The following is a 15,912-nucleotide window of genomic DNA, read 5'->3' as shown; positions in this document are numbered from 1 at the left end:
GGCGCTTTCGCGGCATCGCCGCATTGTCCAGCCAGCCGGCGTTTGACGCCCGCAAGCTCATTCGACCACGAGCTTGCAGGCCAGACAGATGAACGCATCACGGTGCGCGGCTGCCGCGCGGAACCGTTCCCGACACGCCATTCCCACTGCCGCCAGCGCGGACGGTGTGCGCTTTGCCGTGCGCGGTTTCGGCCGCGCGCGAAGTCGCCGTTCGCGTCTGCGCACTAGCGCCACCGGCACCCACGACGTCCGCTCCGGTCGAGGGAGTTCGCCTCGCGCTTCCCTGTGCCCGTTGCACTGCCCGTCGCCGCCGACACCGACCTGCGTCACGCCCGGGTCGCCATGACTCCCCCTCGACGCCATCACGGTCCCTCCATGCCCAACGATCCGTTGCTATCGGCCTATCGCGCGCGCGATTCGCTGTTCTCGTCACCGACCTCGCAGTTGCATGCACGCGGTGTGCTGCGCGAGGTTTCCACCGCGGCCGACCAGGGCCTGGTCGACGCGGCCGCCTTGGCGCTGCGACAGGCCGCGTGCGATGCGGGCCGCTTGCCCTTGCTGGGCGCGGTGCCGTTCGATGCGTCCGAACCGTCGCGGTTGTGGATCCCGATGCAGGCGGCGTTCGCCAACGGCGGCGCGCGGCACCGCGGCGCTGGCGCCGGCCACGCATCCACGGCGCCGTCGACGATCCACGTTCAACCGTACCCCGAACCCGCCCGCTACCTGCGCAACGTCGCCAGCTCGCTCGAACGCATCCTCGACGGCGGCCTGAGCAAGGTGGTGATGTCGCGCAGCGTGCGCATCAGTGCGCAGATCGACGTGCCGCAGCTCCTGCAGCGATTGCTGGCACGCACCAGCGACGGGTACACGTTTGCGATGGACCTGGCCGGCGCGGGCGGGCCGCGCGCCTGCCTCGTCGGGTCCAGCCCCGAACTGCTGCTTTCGCGTCGCGGCACCCGCGTGGTGTCCAATCCGTTGGCCGGTTCGATCGCGCGCAGCGAGGATCCCATCGAGGACCAGCGACGCGCGCGCCGCCTGCTCCGGTCTGCCAAGGACCGCCACGAACACGCCGTGGTGGTGGATGCGGTGGGTGCGGCGCTGACGCCGTTCTGCCGTCAGCTCAAGGTCCCCGCGGCGCCCTCGCTGCTGGCGACGCCGACGATGTGGCACCTGTCCTCGCGCGTGCAGGGCGAGCTGCGCGATACCTCGACCAGCTCGTTGCAGCTTGCGCTCGCGCTGCATCCGACACCGGCGGTCTGTGGACACCCGACCGCATCGGCGCGCCAGCTGATCCGCGAGATCGAGGGTTACGAACGCGGCCTGTTCACCGGCCTCGTCGGCTGGTGCGACGGCGACGGCGATGGCGAGTGGGCGGTGACCATCCGCTGCGCACTGATCGACGACGATTCGGCCACCGTGTACGCCGGCGCCGGTGTGGTCGAGGGCTCCAGACCCGATGCGGAACTGGCCGAGACCACCGCAAAGCTGGCCACGATGCTGGGCGCGATGGGCTTGGGCACGGCATTGGCGGGGCGCGCATGAACCCGTCGCCACTGCCTGGCTTCCGCCCGTGGCCCGCGGCATTCGCTGCGCGATACCGGGAGCGCGGCTACTGGACGGGCGTCGGCCTGTACGCGGAACTGGCGCGTGTCGCCGCCGAACATCCCGCGCGCACCGCGCTGGTGTGCGGGTCGCGGCGCTGGACGTACGCGCAGTTCGACCAGCGCGTGCGCCGTTTCGCCGCTGGCCTGGTGGCGATGGGCATCGTCCCGCGCGACCGCGTGGTGCTGCAGCTGCCCAACATCGCCGAGTTCCACATCGCTTGCTTCGCGCTGTTCCGGATCGGCGCGTTGCCGGTGTTCGCGCTGCCCGCCCACCGCCGCGCGGAGATCACGCATTTCGTGCAGCACACCCAGGCGCGCGCCTGCGTGATCGCCGATTGCGAGGCGGGCTTCGACCACCGTCTGCTGATGCGTGAGGTGATGGTCGAAAGCCCCTGCCTGCAACACGTGATCGTGGTCGGCGATGCGCTGGATCTGATGCCGTTCGACGCGGTCTACGGCGACGCTGACCAGTTGCACGGGCATCCCATGCCCGACGCCGCCGACGTGGCGTTCCTGCAACTTTCCGGCGGCAGCACCGGCGTGCCCAAGCTGATCCCGCGCACACACGACGACTACCTCTACAGCATCCGCGAGAGCGCCCGCATCTGCGGCCTCACGCCCGAGTCGATTTACCTGTGCGTGCTGCCGGCGGCGCACAACTTTCCGATGAGTTCGCCCGGCGCGTTCGGTGTGTTCCACGCCGGTGGCTGCGTGGTGCTTGCCCGGCAGCCGTACCCGGCGCAGTGCTTCGCGCTGATTGCCGCCGAGCGGGTGACGATTGCCGCACTGGTGCCCGCGCTGGCGCTGGCGTGGCTTGAATCGAAGGCGCGCAATCAACACGACCTGTCGAGCCTGCAGTTGCTGCAGATCGGCGGCGCGCACCTGGCCGGCGAGGTGGCGCGACGGATTCCGGCCACGTTTGGCTGCGCGCTGCAGCAGGTGTTCGGCATGGCCGAGGGCCTGGTCAACTACACGCGCCTGGACGACCCGCCCGAGCGCATGCTCGAAACCCAGGGTCGTCCGATCAGCGAGGACGACGAGATCCGCATCGTCGACGACGACGACCGCGATGTCGCACCGGGCACGGTGGGCCACCTGCTGGTGCGCGGCCCGTACACGATTCGCGGCTACTACCGCGCCGACGCACACAACGCCAACGCGTTCACTGCCGACGGGTACTACCGCAGCGGTGACCTCGTGCTGCGTCGTGACGATGGCTACCTGGTGGTGACCGGTCGCGCCAAGGACCAGGTGAACCGCGGTGGCGACAAGATCGCCGCCGAGGAGGTCGAGGGGCACCTGCTGGCGCACCCGGCGGTGTTCGATGCCGCGCTGGTGGCGATGGCGGACGCGTGGATGGGCGAGAAGTCCTGCGCGTTCGTGGTGCCGCGCGATGCGGTGCCGGGCACGCGCGAGCTGCAGGACTTCCTGCGCGGCCGCGGCATCGCCGGCTTCAAGGTTCCCGACCGCATCGAGTTCGTCGACCGCCTGCCGCGTACCGCGGTGGGAAAGGTCGACAAGAAGGCGCTGCGCGCGCGCATCGCCAACCTGCTGTGCGCACCGCGCGCTTTCTCCCTTCCCGCTGACGAACACACGCCATGACCATCCCCACCATTCCGTCCTATCCGATGCCGACCGCCGATGCGCTGCCCGGCAACCGCGTCGCGTGGCTGCCAGATCCCGCGCGCGCGGTGCTGCTGGTGCATGACATGCAGGAGTACTTCCTGGACTTCTACGACCGGACACAGTCGCCGGTCCCGGAGCTGCTGGAAAACATCCGCGCGTTGCGCAATGCCTGCGACGGCGCCGGCGTGCCGGTGGTCTACACCGCGCAGCCGCCGCAACAGAGCGCACAGCAGCGCGGCCTGCTGCAACCGTGGTGGGGGCCGGGCATCACCGCGCGGCCGGATCTGGCGCCCATCCATGCCGATATCGCACCGCGTGCCCAGGACACCGTGCTGACGAAGTGGCGCTACAGCGCCTTCGTGTCCAGCGACCTGCGCGAGCGCATGCACGCACTGGGCCGGGACCAACTGCTGGTGTGCGGCATCTACGCGCACATCGGCTGCCTGATGACAGTCGCCGACGCGTTCATGCACGACATCCAGCCGTTCCTGGTCGGCGATGCCGTGGCCGATTTCTCCGCCGACGAGCACGCGCAGGCACTCGACTACGTGTCCAGGCGTTGCGGCGTCGTCCTGCCGCACCAGGCGTGCGTGGAGGCCTTGGCCGGGGCGGGCGCGATGCCGGCCAGCCTGCTGGCGCTGCGCAGCGAGCTGGCGCAGATCATCGAGTTGCCGATCGAGCATCTGGCCGAAACCGACAACCCGTTCCATGCTGGCCTGGATTCGATCCGGCTGATGTCGCTGCTGGAACGTTGGACCGGGCGCGGTCAGCAACTGGGCTTCGTCGAACTGGCCGAGCGCGGCAGCGTCTCGGAGTGGTGGGAATTGATCCAGTCACGGCGGATGGCGGCATGAGCCCCGGCCCGGACACCGTCCCGGCGACCCACCCCGACGGCACGGCCATGCCCGTGACCGCGCCGCAGTACGGCATGTGGGCAGGGCAGCAACTGGATCCGGCCAGCGCCTCGTTCTGGACGGCCGAGGCCGTCGAGCTGGTGGGCGAGCTGGACGTGACGGCATTGCGCCGCGCCATCGACGAGGCCTTGCGCGATTGCGATGCCCTGCACATGCGCTACCGCGTCGAGGACGGTGAGCTGGTGCAGCGCCTGGACCCGAGGCGCGTCGTCGATCGGCAACGCCTGGACTTTTCCGGCGTCCACCAGGGTTCGCTGCTGGCGCACGGTTGGATGCGCCGCGACCTGTTGCATCCGGCCGACCTGGAACACGGGCCGCTGTTCGCCACCGCGGTGATCCGGATCGGCCCACAGCAGCACCTGTGGTACCTGCGTGCGCATCACATCGCGCTCGATGGCTACGCCTACCTGCTGTTGATCCATCGCGTCGCGCAGTTGTACTCGGCGTACTGCGTGGGCGGCACGCCCGAGCCCGGACGCGACTGGTCGCTGCGCGCGGTGGTCGAGGAAGAGACCACCTACCGGGCGTCGCCGCAGCGCACGCTCGATGCCGCGTTCTGGCGCACGCAACTCGCTGGCACCCCCACGCCACCGACCCTGGCAGCCAAGACGCCGCCGTGCGACAACACCCGCTCGCAGCGCTGGATGCTGGCGCCGTCCACACAGGCGCGCTGGCAGGTGGCGGCACGTGCATGCGGCGTGGACTGGGCGGCGTGGTTGGTGGCCGCGATTGCCGCGTGGCTGTACGCACGCAGCGGCGAGCGCGAGGTCAGCCTCGGGTTGCTGGTCATGAACCGTCTGGGATCGGTGGCGCTGGGCGTTCCGTGCATGGCGATGAACGTGGTGCCGCTGTGGCTGCGCGTCGATCCCGACGCGGGCTTCGATGCGCTCGCGCGAGAGGTCGCCGCCGCCATGCGACGCATGCGCCCGCACGCGCGCTACAACTACGAGCAACTGCGCATCGACATGGGCCTGGAAGGCAGCCACGCGCAGCTGTACGGGCCGGTGGTCAACCTGATGCCGTTCGATCGGGGCTTCGTGTTCGCCGGCCTGCGCAGCCGCGCGATTCCGGTGTCGGTGGGTTCGGTGGAGGACCTCGACATCACCGTGTCGCCACTGGCCGATGGCGTGCGCTTCGACATCGAGGCCAACCCCCGCGCGTACGACGCGAGCACCCTGCGTTCGCATCACGAGGCCCTGCTGGCGATCACCGAAGCGGCGATGGCGCATCCGATTGCGTCAGTAGCCGGGGTGGTGGCCCCGTGGCGATCGAGCGCCGCCGCCGTCAAAGGCACGGGTGACGCCGACGGCGTGGTGGGCGGATTGGCGGGAGGCGTGGCGGCATGAACGCGCAGGCCGCCGCCGTGCGCCCGGTACCGCGTCTGCTGCGGGTGCTGCGTGTGGTCACCCGCACGCCGCGCATGCGCCGGATCACGCTCACCGGCAACACCCTTCAGGGCTTTCCGGCGGGCAGCGGGGGCGCGCACATCAAGCTGCTGTTTCCGGATGCCGTCGACGAGGTGCCGGCGCTGCCCGCGGTCAGCGCCATCGGACCGGTCTGGCCGACGGGAGCGAAACGTCCACACGCGCGCACCTACACCGTGGCGCGCTTCGATCCGGACGCACTCGAGCTGGATGTCGACATCGTGCTGCACGGCGATGGCGGGCCGGCATCGCGATGGGCGGCGGTGGCGCGTGTCGGCGATTGGCTCGGGCTGGTGGGACCAGGCGGTCCGGCGTTGTACTGGCCGCAGGCCGACCGCTTCGTGCTGATCGGCGACCCGAGCAGCTATGCGCTGGTGGCTGCGGTGATGGCCCAGCTGCCCGATCACGCGGTGGGCGACGTGCTGATGCAGATCCCGGACCTGGCCGAGATCCAACCGTTGCCCGATCGTCCCGGCATGGTCGTTCGCTGGGCGTTGCGAGAGCGCGACGGCGGGGTCGAGCGACTGCTGCGCCTGGTGCAACTGCTGGCGTGGCCATCGTCGCGCGTGTCGGTGACGTTGGCCGGAGAGAGCGCGCAAGTGGTGGCGATTCGCGATTTCCTGGTCGCGCAACGTGGCGTGCAACGCCGGCACATGTACGCGGTGCCGTACTGGAAGCAGGCGGTGGATGAGGATGCCTACCACGAGGAGCGGCACCGGATCATGGACGCGTTCGCGGAGGAGCCCGCATGAGCTTTTCGGATAGCGGAGCGGGCGGGGAGTGGATGGAGTTCCGACATCGCACCGTGCTGGTCACCGGCGCCGCTCAGGGCATCGGCGCGGCAACGGCGCAGATGCTGGCCCGGCAGGGAGCGGCATTGGCATTGCTCGATCGCGACGAAGAGCGGCTGCACGACACCGCGGCATCGTTGCGCGCGTTAGGTGTGCCGGTGTTTGCGCAGGCGCTCGACCTGACCGACATCGCCGCGTTGGACGACGCGGTCGCCACGATCGAGCGCGAGTTCGGCGCGATCCGGCACCTCGCCCACGTCGCCGGCATCCTGCGCACCGGTGAGGTGCTCGACAGCCGGCTCGAGGACTGGGACGCGTGCATGGCGATCAACGCACGTGCCGTCTACGGAAGCACGCGCGCGGTGGCCAGGGTGATGGCGGCGCGGGGCCACGGCAGCATCGTCGTGGTGGGCTCCAACGCGGCCACGGTGCCGCGCGTTGGCATGGCCGCGTACGCCGCCTCGAAGGCGGCGGCCAGTCAGTACCTGCGCTGCCTGGCGCTGGAGCTGGCGCCGCTGGGCATCCGCTGCAATCTCGTGTCGCCTGGGTCCACCGACACGGCGATGCAGCGCGCGTTCGCCGGCGACGCGCAGGCGCGCCGCGACATCCTCGACGGCGTGCCGCAACGCTGGCGATTGGGCATTCCGCTGCGTCGCATCGCCGACCCGCAGGACATCGCCGAGGCCGTGTGCTTCCTGCTGTCCGATCGCGCACGGCACATCACCCTGCACGACCTTCGCGTCGACGGTGGCGCCACGCTGGACGCGTGAGGCGCCGCGCCGGTGCGCCGATCAGTAGCGCAGGCCGAGCTTGCGGTAGAGCTTGGCCACGACCCAGGCCGGGCCGATCAGCAGGTAGGTCAGGTCGGTGAAGAAGCTCGGTTTGCGGCCTTCGATCTTGTGGCCGACGAACTGGCCGATCCAGGCCACCACGAACACCGCTATCGCCAGCCACAGCAGCGTCATCGTGCCGTAGGTGTCGTGCAGCCAGCGCGTCGCCAATGCCATCAGCACGAATGTCGCCAGCATGCCGTAGCCCAGCGCGCGCGAGGACTTGTAGTAGAAGAGCAGCGCGGCGACCATCGCCAGCCCGGCCCAGGCCCCGGCACGCAGCCAGCCGCCGGGCGTGGGAATGCACCACAGCAGGGCGATCACGCTCCACGCGATCGCCGGCACGCAAATCACGTGGATCCGTTGGTTGGTGACGTTCTGGTGGTCGCCGGAGTAGCTCGCAAACCAGCGATCGATCGGGCGTTGCAGGGTCGATTCGGCGATGGTGCTCATGGCAGGCTCCCGGCATTGGCAAGGCGCGGCCCCGCTGCGGGGCGTCCGCCGGCGCGTCAGTGCGCGGCTGTCTTCGAGAATAGCTGGATTACCACCACGCCGGCCACGATCAGGCCAATGCCGATCAGTGCCGGCGCGTCCAACGGCTGCTTGAGCAGCAGCCAGCCAATCAGGGCAATCAGCACCACCCCGACACCGGACCAGATCGCGTAGGCGACACCGACCGGCGCGGTCTTCAATACCAGCGACAGGAAGTAGAACGCGATGGCGTAGCCGGCCAGCACCACCAGCGACGGCAGCGGTCGCGTGAAGCCTTCGGACGCCTTGAGCGCACTGGTCGCGATCACCTCGGCGGTGATCGCGGCAGCGAGATACAGCAGGCCCTTGGGCATCGTCGCGTCGGGCCGGCTCAGTCGATCGAGATGCCGGCCAGCTTCTGCAACGCCTCGGCGTACTTGGCACGGGTGCGTTCGATCACCTCGGCCGGGAGCTTCGGGCCGGGCGGGGTCTTGTCCCAGCCGAGTTCTTCCAGATAGTCGCGCACGAACTGCTTGTCGTAGCTCGGCGGACTGGTGCCGACCTGGTACTCGTCGGCCGGCCAGTAACGCGACGAGTCCGGCGTCAGCACTTCGTCCATCACGTACAGGCGACCGTCGGCGTCGGTGCCGAACTCGAACTTCGTGTCGGCCAGCAGGATGCCCCGTTGCGCGGCGTAGTCGCGCGCGAACGTGTACAGGCGCAGCGTCGCGTCGCGCACCTGTTCGGCGAGTTCTGCGCCGACCGTGCGCACGGCCGTGTCGAAGTCGATGTTCTCGTCGTGGTCGCCCACGGCGGCCTTCGTCGACGGGGTGAAGATCGGTTCGGCCAACTGCTCGGCCTGGCGCAGGCCATCGGGCAGGGCGATGCCGCTGATGCGGCCGGTGCGCTGGTAATCCTTCCAGCCGCTGCCGATCACGTAGCCGCGCGCGATGCATTCGATCGGCACCGGCTTGAGGCGCTTGGTCACCACGGCGCGCTTCTCGTACGCCGCCGGATCGACGCCCGGCGGCAGCACCGCGGCCACGTCGATGCCGGTGAGGTGGTTGGCGACGATGTGCTCGGTCTTGCCGAACCAGAAATTGCTGATCTGGCACAGCATCTCGCCCTTGCCCGGGATCGGGTCGGGCAGCACGACGTCGAACGCGCTGAGGCGGTCGGTGGCGACCATCAGCAGGTAGTCGCCCGGTGGGGTGCCTGCGGGCAGGCGATCGGCGGGCAGGTCGAACACATCGCGCACCTTGCCGCGGTGGCGCAGTGGCAGGCCGGGCAGGTCCGATTCGGAAAGGGCGGGTCGCAGCAGAGTCGTGGACAACGTGAAGTCCCTGAGTGGCAACGGGCCCCGCCGGCGTGCGCCTCGCACCACGCGCGGAATCGGCGGGGCCGGGCAGTGTACGACGGTCCGGGGCCGGCTTGCAGGTAGACTGTCGCCGGCCCGTCGCCGGGCGCCCTGAACCGCCTCGAGATTGCGATGAAACGCTGGTACGGCAAGCTGTTGGGGTTCTTCGCCGGGGCTGCGCTGCTGCGCGGCAACCCGCTGCTGGGGGCCGCCCTGGGCCTGCTGATCGGCCACGCCTTCGACAGCGACTGGTTCAAATTGGCCCGCGACAACCCCTACAGCGTGCTCGGGCTGACCTCCGATGCCAACGACGCCGAGGTCGACCAGGCCTATCGCCGGCTGATCTCGCAGTACCACCCCGACCGCCTGGCCGGCGCCGCGCGCGAGCTGCGCGAGCAGGCCGAGACCCGTGCGCGCGAGATCAACGGCGCCTACGACCGTATCAAGGCGCTGCGCAAGCGCTAGCCGCCGCCACCGCCACCGCCGCGCGTGCCGCCGTCTGTCGCGTGCGCGGGCCCTTCTTCCCGCCCCTGCTCCCGGAATCGCTCATGCAATCCACCGTCATCGCCCCGTCCATCCTCTCGGCCAACTTCGCCAAGCTCGGCGAGGAAGTCGACAACGTGCTCGCCGCCGGCGCCGACTGGGTGCATTTCGATGTCATGGACAACCACTACGTGCCCAACCTCACGATCGGCCCGCTGGTCTGCGAGGCGCTGCGCAAGCACGGGGTGACCGCGCCGATCGACGTGCACCTGATGGTGGAGCCGGTGGACCGCATCGTCCCCGACTTCGCCAAGGCCGGCGCGTCGATCATCACCTTCCATCCCGAGGCGAGCGCGCACGTCCACCGGACCGTCCAGCTGATCAAGTCGCACGGTTGCCAGGCAGGCCTGGTGCTGAATCCGGGCACGCCGGTGGAAGTGCTGGACTGGGTGCTCGACGACCTCGACGTGGTGCTGCTGATGTCGGTCAACCCGGGCTTCGGCGGCCAATCGTTCATTCCCTCGACGCTGGCCAAGCTGCGCCGCGTGCGCGAGATGATCGACCGCAGCGGCCGCGCGATCCGGCTCGAGGTCGACGGCGGTGTCAAGGCCGACAACATCGCCGAGATTGCCGCCGCAGGCGCCGACAGCTTCGTCGCTGGTTCGGCGATCTTCGGCGCCGCCGACTACGCACAGGTGATCGGCCAGATGAAGGCCGCCGTTGCCGCGGTGCGTTGATGAACACCTGCGACCTCTGCGATCGGCACGAGGCGATGCTGCGCGTGCTGGCCCTGCCGCTGCGTGACTTCGGCGGCCGCCTGGCGTTTCAGGGCACGGTCAGCACGGTGTCGGCGTTCGAGGACAACTCGCGCGTGCGCGAGGCGGTGGCCGAGCCGGGTCTGGGGCGCGTGCTGGTGGTGGACGGCGGCGGTTCGCTGCGCCGGGCGATGCTCGGCGACATGCTGGCCGAGAAGGCGGTCGAGAACGGCTGGTCGGGTGTGATCGTGCATGGCGCGATCCGCGACAGCGCGGCGATCGGCCAGCTCGCGCTGGGCGTCAAGGCGCTGGCCACCTGCCCGATGAAGACCGAGAAGCTGGGTCGCGGTGAGCGCGACGTCGTGCTGGCGATCGGTGGTGTGGTGGTGCGCCCCGGCGACTGGTTGTGCGCCGACGGCGACGGCGTGGTCATCGCCGATCACGCGCTCGCCTGAGCCGGGGCCGTAACGGCCCCGCCTGCCGCGAAGGGTGGCCGGCTCCTGCCGGGCCACCCTTCGCTCGATATTGGAGGCATCCAGCCTCCGCCCGTCGTCCCTGATATGGCCTCTCATACTCCAGGCAGACGGTGACCGGAGCGTTACCGCGCCGCGACCGTCGCATGTCCGGTGCGTGCGACCCGTGACGCCGGACGCGTGACGCTGTGCGAGGCAGGCACGGGCCACCGCCTTGCAACGCGCGGTCCTGCCGAGCCGTCGACCCGCTGGCATACTGCCGGGCCCCGTCCTCGCCGCTGCCCGCATGCAACTCGACGCCGAACAGTTCCGCCAGCTGGCCGACGCCGGCCACACCCGCATCCCGATGGTGCGCGAAGTGCTGAGCGACCTCGACACGCCACTGTCGGTCTACCTCAAGCTTGCCGACGGTCCGCACACCTACCTGCTGGAGTCGGTCGAGGGCGGTGAACGTTTCGGTCGCTATTCGATCATCGGCCTGCCGGCACGGCGCGTGTACGCGTTTGCCGGACACAGCCTGTTCGTGACCGAACACGGCGAGCTGATCGAGTCGCGCACGGTCACCGATCCGTTTGCCGAGGTCGAGCGCCTGCGCAGCGAGCATTCGGTGCCGAAGATCGACGGCCTGCCGGGCTTTACCGGTGGACTGGTCGGCTGGTTCGGTTTCGAGTGCATCCAATACATCGAACCGCGCCTGGCGGGGCCGCAGGCCGATGGCAGCAGCAAGCCCGACGAACTGGGCACGCCCGACATCCTGCTGATGCTCAGCGAGGAACTGGCAGTGTTCGACAACCTCAAGGGCCGCCTGTACCTGATCGTCCATGCCGATCCCAGCCAGCCGCAGGCGCATGCGCGCGCGGTCCGCCGACTCGACGAACTCAGCCATCGGCTGCGCCAGGGCGGTCCGGGCTATCCGGGGATGATCGATCCCAACGGCCTGGCCGAGGACGATTTCGTGTCGGGTTTCACGCGCGAAGGCTTCATCGATGCGGTCGAGAAGTCGAAGGAATACATCCGTGCCGGCGACATCTTCCAGGTGGTGCTGAGCCAGCGCATGTCGGTGCCGTTCAAGGCGCGCCCGGTCGATGTCTACCGCGCGCTGCGCGCACTGAATCCATCGCCGTACATGTACTTCCTCGACGTGGGCGACATGCAGGTGGTGGGCTCGTCGCCGGAGATCCTGGTGCGCCTGCAGGATGGTGAAGTGACCGTGCGACCCATCGCCGGCACGCGCCCGCGCGGGGCAACGCCAGAAGAAGACAGCGCGCTGGAAGCCGAGCTGCTGGCCGATCCGAAGGAGCGCGCCGAACACCTGATGCTGATCGACCTGGGTCGCAACGACGTCGGTCGGGTCAGCCAACCCGGAACGGTTGAGCTGGGCGAGCGATTCGTGATCGAACGCTACAGCCACGTCATGCACATTGTCAGCGAGGTCACCGGCCGCCTGCAGCCGGGCCTGAGCTATGCCGACGTGCTGCGTGCGACGTTCCCCGCCGGCACCGTCAGCGGCGCGCCGAAGATCCGCGCACTGGAAGTGATCCGCGAGCTCGAGCCGATCAAGCGCAACGTCTACGCCGGCAGCATTGGCTACATCGGCTGGCACGGCGATGCCGACACCGCCATCGCGATCCGCACCGCTGTGATCCAGGATGGTCGCCTGCACGTGCAGGCCGGCGCCGGCATCGTCTACGACTCCGACCCCGCCAAGGAGTGGGAAGAAACGATGAACAAGGGACGCGCGCTGTTCCGCGCGGTAGCCGAGGCGGCGAAGGGCCTGTAATCGACGGGGTAGGGTAAGGCGATGGCGACAGCGCAATATTCCGAGAACTGGTTCGAACACAACATCCCGCACTGGGAGCAGTGGCTGGCCGACCTGCGTGGCCGGCAGGGCGCGCGCGCGCTCGAGATCGGAAGCTTCGAGGGCCGCTCCACGCTGTGGCTGTGCGAGAACATCCTCACCGCCGACGACAGCCGCATCGACTGCATTGACTTGTTCCGCGCCGATCCGGTGTATGGCGACTACGTGCAGCGCTTTCGCGCCAACACCGCCGCGCACCGCGCGCGCATCCGCGAGTTCGCCGGCCCGAGCTTCGAGATGCTGCGGCGCGTGGAGGGGCCCTACGACATCGTCTACGTCGACGGTTGGCATTCGGCGTTCGGCGCACTCGCCGACGGGGTGATGACCTGGCCGCTGCTCAAGGTCGGCGGGGTGATGATCTTCGACGACTACCTGTGGGTCCCGCCGAAGCTCGGGGTGCCGCCCAGGATGGGATTGATCGAGCGCAAATGGGCGAAATGGCAGGGCCGCGATCGCAAGCGGATCATGCTGGACCGGCAGATCGCCTCGGTCGCCGTGGACACCCCGAAGCTGGGCGTCGACGGCCTGCTGGCCACGCTCGATGGCTACTACGAACTGTTGGGCGCCGAGTACCAGCTGGCAGTGCGCAAGACCCGCGATTTCGACCAGGGCCAGTTGGGTCACGACACCTGATTCGCGCTCCCGGCAGGTGCGTGCCGGGTGCGCTCTCGTCGATGCCGCACTCGTCGAACCGGCCCGCGTCGATGAGGCCCTAGTCGATGCGATCCACTTCGGCGCGGTGTCTCCGGCGGGGTCGAGGACGGCCAGCCGGCGCCGCCGACGAACGGCAATCGGCGTATCCAGCGCTGCCGCAGCCTTCCGGAACCAGTCGCACCGCCCCGGCGTGCTGCCGTGCAGCGTGCGTGCCGACACGATCGGCGTAGGGTCGCGCTGCGCGCCGGGCAACTGCCCGGCTCGTGCGTATGGTCCGGCATGGAACGCCGCATCCACCAGACGTTGTGGCGCCCTGCCGGGTCGGTCGGCTGCCAATGAAGGCGGCCTTCTTCCAGCCCAGGAGGGAAGTCGAAATGTCCGATAACACCCAGCGTCGCATGCGGCTGCATGCCTTGGCGGTCGCAACTGCGGTCGCGTTGTCCACCTTCGCCTTGCCGGCCGTCGCCGGCCGTGTCGACCTCGCCGGCCTCGAATCGGCCGGAGGCCATGACCAGTTCATCGTGAAATACCGCGACGGCAGCGCCGAGCGTGGCAATGCCGCCACCCTGCAGCGCTCGCTCGACGCGGCCGCGCGGCGCGTCGGCGCGCAGGCGTCCGGGCTCCGGCACGTACGGCGCATGGCCGTCGGTGCCGAGGTCGTGCGCGCCAGCCGCAAACTCGATCGCGCCGACGCCGAGCGCCTGATGCGGCAGATCGCCGTCGACCCCAACGTCGAGTACGTCGAGGTCGATCGCATGCTGCAGATCGCGCTCACCCCGAACGACCCGCGCTACCCCGAGCAGTGGGGCTACCAGGACGCCGACGCCGGCATCCGTGCCAACGAAGCCTGGGACAGCGCCACCGGCACCGGCGTGGTGGTGGCCGTTCTGGACACCGGCATCACCAATCACAGTGACCTCAACGCCAACATCGTCGCCGGCTACGACTTCATCACCAGTGCCACCACGGCCGGCGACGGCAACGGGCGCGATGCCGACCCAACCGACCCGGGTGACTTCTTCGGCGGCAACCCGTCGAGCTGGCACGGCACGCACGTCACCGGCACGGTGGCGGCGTTGACCAACAACGGCGTCGGCGTGGCCGGTGTCGCCTTCAACGCGCGGGTGCAGCCGGTGCGCGTGCTGGGCCGTGGTGGCGGCACCATCTCCGACATTGCCGACGCCATCGTCTGGGCGTCCGGCGGCACGGTCAGCGGCGTTCCGGCCAACCCGACCCCCGCCGAAGTCATCAACCTCAGTCTTGGCGGCAGCGGCAGCTGCAGCTCGACGATGCAGTCCGCGATCAACGGCGCGGTCGGCCGCGGCACCACGCTGGCCATCGCCGCGGGCAACAGCAACGCCAACACCTCCGGGTTCACGCCGGCCAACTGCAACAACGTCATCGCCGTGGCGTCCATCACCAGCACTGGCCAGCGCTCGAGCTTCTCCAACTACGGCCCGCTGATCGACATCGCCGCACCGGGCTCGGCGATCCTGTCCACGCTCAACACCGGGTCCAGCACGCCCGGCACGGAAACCTACGCCAGCTACAACGGCACCTCGATGGCGGCGCCGCACGTCGCCGGCGTGATCGCGCTGCTGCAGTCGGTGTCGCCGACGCCCAAGACCCCGGCGCAGGTCGAGACCATCATCAAGACCAACTACCGGCCGTTCCCGGTGACACCCACCCAGGTCATCGGTCCGGGCATCCTGGACGCCAAGGCGGTGGTGGATGCCGCCGGTGGCGGCGGCAACGCGCCGCCCAGCGCCAACTTCAGCTTCACCACCAGCGGGCTGGTCGCCAACTTCACCGACAGCTCCAGCGACAGCGACGGCACGATCGCATCGCGCAGCTGGAATTTCGGCGACGGCGGCACGTCCAGCGCCACCAACCCCAGCCACACCTACGCCGCAGCCGGCAGCTACACCGTCTCGCTGACGGTGACCGACGACGACGGCGCCACCAACACCAAGACCTCGACCGTGGCCGTGGGCGGCGGCGGGAGCGTACTCACCAATGGCGTCCCGGTGACGGGTATCGGCGGCGCGGTGGGGAGCGAGCAGTTCTGGACGATGGACGTGCCCGCGGGGGCCAGCAACCTGCGCTTCGTGACCAGCGGTGGCACCGGGGATGGCGACCTGTACGTGAAGTACGGGGCGGCGCCCACCACGGCCAGCTTCGACTGCCGCCCGTACCTGTCGGGCAATGCCGAAACCTGCGCGATGCCTGCGGCCACCGTCGGTACCTGGCACGTGATGATCCGTGGTTACACGGCGTTCTCGGGGATGAGTCTCACCGGTAGCTACACGCTCGGTGGCGCCATCACGTACAGCAACGGCACGGACTTCGCGATACCCGACAACGGCACCGTGGAAAGCCCGATCACCGTGAGCGGGCGCACCGGCAACGCCCCGGCCGGCACACCGGTGGCGGTCAACATCGTCCACACCTACAAGGGCGACCTGCGTGTCGACCTGGTGGCGCCGGACGGCAGCATCTACAACCTCCACAACCGCAGCGGCGGCAGCGCCGACAACATCGTCCAGACCTACAACGTGAGCCTGACGAGCGAGGCGCTCAACGGCACGTGGAAGCTGCGTGTGGCCGACCAGGTCGCGCTCGATACGGGCTACATCAACAGCTGGAGCATCACCTTCTAGGCCCGGCCCCTG

The 15,912-nt window shown here is 69.4% G+C and carries 15 protein-coding genes and 1 pseudogene; 13 read left to right on the top strand and 3 right to left on the bottom strand.

All coding sequences use genetic code 11. From position 1 onward, the window contains the following. The first annotated feature begins 375 nt into the window (after positions 1-375). The 6 genes from EER27_RS08450 to EER27_RS08425 are packed head-to-tail and all read left to right on the top strand — an operon-like array spanning position 376 to position 7,129. Positions 376-1,542 (top strand): isochorismate synthase, encoded by a 1,167-nt coding sequence (locus tag EER27_RS08450; protein ID WP_123087586.1) that lies wholly within the window; start codon positions 376-378, stop codon positions 1,540-1,542. Beyond that, positions 1,539-3,206, top strand: a complete 1,668-nt coding sequence (locus tag EER27_RS08445; RefSeq protein ID WP_123087585.1) for a (2,3-dihydroxybenzoyl)adenylate synthase — start codon at positions 1,539-1,541, stop codon at positions 3,204-3,206. The genes EER27_RS08450 and EER27_RS08445 overlap by 4 nt, the downstream gene beginning before the upstream one ends. Next, positions 3,203-4,084, top strand: a complete 882-nt coding sequence (locus tag EER27_RS08440; RefSeq protein WP_190285704.1) for an isochorismatase family protein — start codon at positions 3,203-3,205, stop codon at positions 4,082-4,084. The genes EER27_RS08445 and EER27_RS08440 overlap by 4 nt, the downstream gene beginning before the upstream one ends. Continuing rightward, complete coding sequence (locus EER27_RS08435; protein WP_123087584.1) at positions 4,081-5,490, top strand: condensation domain-containing protein; 1,410 nt, start codon at positions 4,081-4,083, stop codon at positions 5,488-5,490. Before EER27_RS08440 ends, EER27_RS08435 begins: the two co-directional genes overlap by 4 nt. Next, the gene (locus EER27_RS08430) at positions 5,487-6,320 is read left to right on the top strand and encodes a siderophore-interacting protein (protein ID WP_123087583.1); all 834 of its coding nucleotides are present in this window, start codon (positions 5,487-5,489) and stop codon (positions 6,318-6,320) included. Before EER27_RS08435 ends, EER27_RS08430 begins: the two co-directional genes overlap by 4 nt. Beyond that, a complete protein-coding gene (locus EER27_RS08425) occupies positions 6,317-7,129 on the top strand; it encodes a 2,3-dihydro-2,3-dihydroxybenzoate dehydrogenase (protein ID WP_223807231.1) in 813 nt (270 codons plus the stop codon). Before EER27_RS08430 ends, EER27_RS08425 begins: the two co-directional genes overlap by 4 nt. A 21-nt stretch (positions 7,130-7,150) precedes the next feature. On the opposite strand, the gene EER27_RS08420 is transcribed toward EER27_RS08425, so the two are convergent. Genes EER27_RS08420 through EER27_RS08410 form a run of 3 tightly spaced genes read right to left on the bottom strand, consistent with a single transcriptional unit; the run spans position 7,151 to position 8,993 of the window. Continuing rightward, the gene (locus tag EER27_RS08420) at positions 7,151-7,642 is read right to left on the bottom strand and encodes an Mpo1 family 2-hydroxy fatty acid dioxygenase (RefSeq protein ID WP_123087581.1); all 492 of its coding nucleotides are present in this window, start codon (positions 7,640-7,642) and stop codon (positions 7,151-7,153) included. Positions 7,643-7,698: 56 nt separating this feature from the next. Further along, positions 7,699-8,034, bottom strand: a complete 336-nt coding sequence (locus EER27_RS08415) for a DMT family transporter (RefSeq protein WP_123087580.1) — start codon at positions 8,032-8,034, stop codon at positions 7,699-7,701. Positions 8,035-8,051: 17 nt separating this feature from the next. Then, positions 8,052-8,993: a phosphoribosylaminoimidazolesuccinocarboxamide synthase gene (locus EER27_RS08410; protein ID WP_123087802.1), complete on the bottom strand. Its 942-nt coding sequence runs from the start codon at positions 8,991-8,993 to the stop codon at positions 8,052-8,054. Positions 8,994-9,149: 156 nt separating this feature from the next. Between EER27_RS08410 and EER27_RS08405 the strand changes: the two genes are divergently transcribed. The 7 genes and pseudogenes from EER27_RS08405 (at position 9,150) to EER27_RS17445 (ending at position 15,900) form a co-directional block, all read left to right on the top strand. Further along, positions 9,150-9,482, top strand: a complete 333-nt coding sequence (locus EER27_RS08405; protein WP_123087579.1) for a J domain-containing protein — start codon at positions 9,150-9,152, stop codon at positions 9,480-9,482. An 83-nt stretch (positions 9,483-9,565) separates the two neighbouring features. Beyond that, positions 9,566-10,237, top strand: coding sequence for a ribulose-phosphate 3-epimerase (gene rpe / locus EER27_RS08400; RefSeq protein ID WP_123087578.1), 672 nt, complete (start codon positions 9,566-9,568; stop codon positions 10,235-10,237). Next, positions 10,237-10,710 (top strand): ribonuclease E activity regulator RraA, encoded by a 474-nt coding sequence (gene rraA, locus EER27_RS08395; RefSeq protein WP_123087577.1) that lies wholly within the window; start codon positions 10,237-10,239, stop codon positions 10,708-10,710. The genes rpe and rraA overlap by 1 nt, the downstream gene beginning before the upstream one ends. 304 nt (positions 10,711-11,014) lie before the next feature. Continuing rightward, positions 11,015-12,508: an anthranilate synthase component I gene (trpE, locus tag EER27_RS08390; protein ID WP_123087576.1), complete on the top strand. Its 1,494-nt coding sequence runs from the start codon at positions 11,015-11,017 to the stop codon at positions 12,506-12,508. Positions 12,509-12,529: 21 nt separating this feature from the next. Continuing rightward, positions 12,530-13,219 (top strand): class I SAM-dependent methyltransferase, encoded by a 690-nt coding sequence (locus EER27_RS08385; protein ID WP_123087575.1) that lies wholly within the window; start codon positions 12,530-12,532, stop codon positions 13,217-13,219. Between the two features lie 395 nt (positions 13,220-13,614). Then, positions 13,615-15,219: pseudogene (locus EER27_RS08380) on the top strand (S8 family serine peptidase); the annotation flags it as partial. Between the two features lie 93 nt (positions 15,220-15,312). Next, entirely contained in the window at positions 15,313-15,900 is a 588-nt protein-coding gene (locus EER27_RS17445; RefSeq protein ID WP_223807249.1) for a proprotein convertase P-domain-containing protein, read from the top strand. Positions 15,901-15,912: the final 12 nt, after the last annotated feature.

Source organism: Montanilutibacter psychrotolerans (assembly GCF_003719825.1).
Classification (GTDB): Bacteria; Pseudomonadota; Gammaproteobacteria; order Xanthomonadales; family Xanthomonadaceae; genus Montanilutibacter; species Montanilutibacter psychrotolerans.
This window is presented reverse-complemented; position numbering and strand designations above follow the sequence as displayed.

Coding starts and splice junctions, on each gene's coding strand:
- EER27_RS08430 (WP_123087583.1), top strand. CDS start 5,487: ATGAACGCGCAGGCCGCCGCCGTGCGCCCGGTACCGCGTCTGCTGCGG.
- rpe (WP_123087578.1), top strand. CDS start 9,566: ATGCAATCCACCGTCATCGCCCCGTCCATCCTCTCGGCCAACTTCGCC.
- EER27_RS08450 (WP_123087586.1), top strand. CDS start 376: ATGCCCAACGATCCGTTGCTATCGGCCTATCGCGCGCGCGATTCGCTG.
- EER27_RS08385 (WP_123087575.1), top strand. CDS start 12,530: ATGGCGACAGCGCAATATTCCGAGAACTGGTTCGAACACAACATCCCG.
- EER27_RS17445 (WP_223807249.1), top strand. CDS start 15,313: ATGGACGTGCCCGCGGGGGCCAGCAACCTGCGCTTCGTGACCAGCGGT.
- EER27_RS08420 (WP_123087581.1), bottom strand. CDS start 7,642: ATGAGCACCATCGCCGAATCGACCCTGCAACGCCCGATCGATCGCTGG.
- trpE (WP_123087576.1), top strand. CDS start 11,015: ATGCAACTCGACGCCGAACAGTTCCGCCAGCTGGCCGACGCCGGCCAC.
- EER27_RS08425 (WP_223807231.1), top strand. CDS start 6,317: ATGAGCTTTTCGGATAGCGGAGCGGGCGGGGAGTGGATGGAGTTCCGA.
- EER27_RS08440 (WP_190285704.1), top strand. CDS start 3,203: ATGACCATCCCCACCATTCCGTCCTATCCGATGCCGACCGCCGATGCG.
- EER27_RS08415 (WP_123087580.1), bottom strand. CDS start 8,034: ATGCCCAAGGGCCTGCTGTATCTCGCTGCCGCGATCACCGCCGAGGTG.
- EER27_RS08435 (WP_123087584.1), top strand. CDS start 4,081: ATGAGCCCCGGCCCGGACACCGTCCCGGCGACCCACCCCGACGGCACG.
- rraA (WP_123087577.1), top strand. CDS start 10,237: ATGAACACCTGCGACCTCTGCGATCGGCACGAGGCGATGCTGCGCGTG.
- EER27_RS08405 (WP_123087579.1), top strand. CDS start 9,150: ATGAAACGCTGGTACGGCAAGCTGTTGGGGTTCTTCGCCGGGGCTGCG.
- EER27_RS08445 (WP_123087585.1), top strand. CDS start 1,539: ATGAACCCGTCGCCACTGCCTGGCTTCCGCCCGTGGCCCGCGGCATTC.